Origin of the sequence: uncultured Campylobacter sp., from assembly GCF_937997465.1 — a bacterium.
Lineage (GTDB): Bacteria > Campylobacterota > Campylobacteria > Campylobacterales > Campylobacteraceae > Campylobacter_A.
Window position 1 is genome coordinate 1 of the sequence record NZ_CALKTQ010000318.1, and the last position, 3,784, is coordinate 3,784.

A 3,784-nucleotide genomic window follows, 5' to 3' on the forward strand; every position below is an offset into this window, starting at 1 on the left:
TTGTAAAAACGTCCGAGTTCATCGCACATTTTACGGTTGCGACTTGGCTAACGCCGCCCGCACCTATGATTAAGATATTTGACATTTTGGCTCCTTTAAATTTTAGTGATTTTATCCAAAGCTTATATAAAATTTGCTTTTAGTAGTTACAATAGCACGAAATTTTAAAAAAATTTTATGCGTAAAATTTTAATTTTTCTGCTTCCGATTTGGCTATTTGGGATGAGCTGCGAAGAGGCGATGCAGCGTAGTATAGATGAGTTTATAAAGCCTGATCTCGATGCTGCAGCTACGGCGATAGCCGGCGAAAAAGCCGCTCAAATTTGCCTGGCTCAGTACGGCGAAGAGCACGAAAACACTATAATGGCGCTAAATAACGCAGGCACGTTTTTTATGCTAGCAAACGAGCCGCAAAAGGCGCTCGCAGCTTACGAACGCTCGCTAAAAATTTTATAAAAAGGGCTCGGTAAAGAGCACAAAGGGCTAGCAAAGTCCTATCACGGCGTGGCTAGCGCGCAGTCGGCGCTGGGGCGATACGATGAGGCGATAGCGAATTTCGGCTCGGCGATCAGATACTATGAGCTTGGCGGCGAGAATGTGCAAAAGGATCTCATGAGCTGCTACGCGGGGCTAGGCGATATGCTCTATAAAATGGGTGATTTTGGTGGCGCATACGTAAAACACGCCGTTGCGTTTAGGATTTGCGAAGAGGTTTTTGGCGCAGACGGCGTAAATTTGCTACGCGCGAAGTACTATGCGCTGATGGCTGGCGATCTGGCGGGACTTGGCAATAAAAAAGGAGCGCTGCAAAACTACGAAAAAGCCCTTAAAGTCGTGAATAAAATTTTAGAAAAAAGCAACGATAAACACGCAAAAAGCCTAAAAGCAGAGGTGGAGACAAAGATAAAAGAGTTGTAAATTTGGCGATTAGATCTTGAGGCGGGCCAAATTTACGGCTCAAATTTGACTAAGTCGTCGTTACTCTGCATTTAACCGCTTTGCCAAATTTGCCGCGCAGGCAAACGCAAAATGCAGATTGTATCCGCCAAGCATCCCCGTCACGTTTAAGACTTCGCCGATAAAGTAAAGCCCGCGAGTGCCGTTGTAGCTGCAGTTTACGTCTAGCGCGTCCGTGTCTACGCCGCCTTTTGTGGCTTCGGCTCGCTCGAAGCCAAACGTGCCCGCAGGCGCAAATTTATAATCAAACAGCTGCGAGATTTTCGCCATTTCATCCGCCTTGTACTCGCCGTAAGGTTTGTCGCTAAGCCCCGCCGCATGCAGAAACTCGAGCGTAAACCGCCTAGGTAGTGGCAGGACGGTACTGAGCTGTTTTTTGCTTTTTTGCGCGGTTTCGATTCTAAAATTCGGGCAAAAATTTATCGCGATCAAGCCCTTTTGCCAAAAAAGCGAAGCGTTTAGCACGGCCGGACCGCTTATGCCTTTGTGAGTGAAAAGTATGTCGCCTGCAAATTTACGTGGCATTTTTGGCTCGCGGTTTGCAGCGTTTTTGCTCGAGCAAACTACGCTAATCTCGGCGGGAAAGCAAACTCCGCTTAAATTTTTAAACCAAAACTCGTCTTTTTGCACGGTAAATCCGACAAGCGCTGGCACGGGAGGGATGACTTTGATGCCGAAGCTTTGCGCTATTTCGTAGCCGATGTCGCTAGCGCCTAGGCTTTTGTAGCTTAGGCCGCCGCTAGCTACGACGAGATTTTTAGCGTAAAATTTATCTCCGTTTTCGGCAATAACTTCAAAAATTTCGTTTAAATTTTGCTCGTTTTGATCAAATTTCGTCTCAAAATCTGTCAAATTTTTATCACAATTTTGTGCGGGAGAAACGTCTAAAATTTGGCCGTTTTCATCGGTCAAAATTTTTCTAGCGCTTTTCACGCAAACGCCGCAAAATATTTGCGCGCCGCTTTGTCTAGCGCGCTTTAAAAGCACTCCCAAAACGTCTTTTGCGCCGCTTTCGCAGAAAAATTGGCTTTGTTTTTGCTCGTTAAATTTCAGCTCGCCGAAAAATTTTAAAACATCTTTGAAATCGAGGTTTTTTAGGATATTTTTGACGAAATTTGCGTCGCCTAAGTAGTTTGACGCGTCGATACGGCGATTTGTGACGTTACACCTGCCGCCGCCGCTAGCTAGGATTTTCTTGCCGGGGGTTGCGTTTTTTTCGAGTAGGGCGACGCTTTTACCGCGTAAATTCGCCGCCAAAAATAGCCCCGCCGCTCCGGCTCCGATTATCAAAACATCATAGACTTGTTTCTTGGCAATTATTTTAGTTCCTTAAGGTTCTTATAATAATATTACTTGAATATAAATTAAATCTATTTTAGCCATTTTTTGACTACAAAAAATTAAAAACTCTAGTTTGTGATACCTCGAGACAATATTCTATTGTTTTCGCTAGTTAACTCGATTAGATTTTCACCAAATTCATCCCAAATTTCTTTATCTAGCTTGGTTGCATTGCTTAGTCCTGAATTTATTTTATCGAAACTTTTAAAATTAGATACTTTCATAACAACCGAATCTGCTGTTCTATTCATAAGACTTGCTATCTCTTGAACTCTAGGGTTATTTATGGATATTTTTGTTTCAGTACGGTATAGATAAAAAACTATTATTTCTTCATCTCTCGTCCAGCTCTTGCCTTTGCTTTTCATCAATATTCCTTGATAAATTTAATTGCTTGTTAATCGTGTTTAAAATTTACGCACGCCGAGCTAAAAATCAAAAGCTATTTTTTAGCGCTAGAAATTTTTGCTCTTGCGCTTCGTCTAGTTTCATTTTTTCGTTGCGATTTACGAAAAGCTTAAAGATCACGTTGTGATCCGCGTCGTAAAAGTGCAGGCTGTGCCCGAGAAATCCCATAAATTTAGTGCTTACAAAGCCGATGCTTGCGATTGATTCTTCTTTGAGGTGACCGCCCAAAAAGCCGCTTTTATCGGTGAAATTTAAAAATCCCTTCGCTTTTTTAGGCATAGGCACGCTCACTTTGATCTCGATGATAAACTCAGGCGTATTTTTGATAAAAAGCATCTCGCCCCAAGTGCTGATTTCTTCAAAAATTTTCATCAAATTTTCTGCGCCGACTTCCTTAAATTCGTCATCGCTACGGTATTGCAAGATTTCGTATTCGCGTACGTTTAGCTGTTTGGCCGCATCGTAAACGGACATCTTTTTATCCTCGAAAAGCTCGTCGATTTGTTTTTTTAGATCGCTCATTTTTGTCCTTTTTTGAAATTAGATTTTGATAATAGTATTTAAAAATAGCTAAAAATCGGCTAAATTTACATGACAGGCGTCGTTACGTTATTAAACGGCGCGCGAGCTGAAGTTTCGGCGTTTTGCGAGGGGTGGATTCGGTAAATTTACCGTCCGTAAAAGTCCGCTAAACGCCTAAAATTTGCTTTATCTCGGCCTCGTTAGTGAGCTCGGAGTTGTATTTTACGATGAGATTTTGAGCGTTTTTGTAGCACTCCACGACGCCTTTTTGCTTTTCGATCTCGGCTAGATCGGCGTCCGTGCTTGACGGCAGATAGATGTTTTTAAAGATATTTGGATTATCTAGCCATTTTAGCGCGATCAGCCACACGACGCAAAGCACCGTCACTACGGCGGAAAGCGCGCTAAGACCGTAAAATTTAAGCAAAGTACCGCCGCCAATACCGCCGATAAAGCTTCCCATGTAGCCAAAGGCGTTAAAGATGCCTAAAACCGCGCCTTTTTGGCTTACTTTGCTAAATTTGGACGCCATGGATTGTAGGATCGGCTCATGCAG

7 protein-coding genes are annotated in these 3,784 nt (G+C 43.0%); 2 read left to right on the plus strand and 5 right to left on the minus strand.

All coding sequences use genetic code 11. From position 1 onward, the window contains the following. Positions 1–85: hypothetical protein (locus Q0546_RS10765; RefSeq protein ID WP_298792932.1), on the minus strand; the 85-nt coding region annotated here is incomplete at its 3' end. A 137-nt stretch (positions 86–222) separates the two neighbouring features. Between Q0546_RS10765 and Q0546_RS10770 the strand changes: the two genes are divergently transcribed. Both Q0546_RS10770 and Q0546_RS10775 read left to right on the plus strand, forming a co-directional pair. Next, a complete protein-coding gene (locus tag Q0546_RS10770; RefSeq protein WP_298792927.1) occupies positions 223–456 on the plus strand; it encodes a tetratricopeptide repeat protein in 234 nt (77 codons plus the stop codon). Positions 457–504: 48 nt separating this feature from the next. Next, the gene (locus tag Q0546_RS10775) at positions 505–918 is read left to right on the plus strand and encodes a tetratricopeptide repeat protein (protein ID WP_298792928.1); all 414 of its coding nucleotides are present in this window, start codon (positions 505–507) and stop codon (positions 916–918) included. A 60-nt stretch (positions 919–978) separates the two neighbouring features. On the opposite strand, the gene Q0546_RS10780 is transcribed toward Q0546_RS10775, so the two are convergent. The 4 genes from Q0546_RS10780 to Q0546_RS10795 all read right to left on the minus strand — a co-directional run. Then, complete coding sequence (locus tag Q0546_RS10780) at positions 979–2,274, minus strand: NAD(P)/FAD-dependent oxidoreductase (RefSeq protein ID WP_298792934.1); 1,296 nt, start codon at positions 2,272–2,274, stop codon at positions 979–981. Positions 2,275–2,366: 92 nt separating this feature from the next. Then, positions 2,367–2,666, minus strand: a complete 300-nt coding sequence (locus tag Q0546_RS10785; RefSeq protein WP_298792929.1) for a hypothetical protein — start codon at positions 2,664–2,666, stop codon at positions 2,367–2,369. Between the two features lie 67 nt (positions 2,667–2,733). Further along, positions 2,734–3,228, minus strand: coding sequence for a heme utilization cystosolic carrier protein HutX (gene hutX / locus Q0546_RS10790; protein ID WP_298792930.1), 495 nt, complete (start codon positions 3,226–3,228; stop codon positions 2,734–2,736). A 166-nt stretch (positions 3,229–3,394) separates the two neighbouring features. After that, the coding region (locus Q0546_RS10795; RefSeq protein WP_366519265.1) for an MFS transporter at positions 3,395–3,784 on the minus strand (390 nt) is incomplete at its 5' end.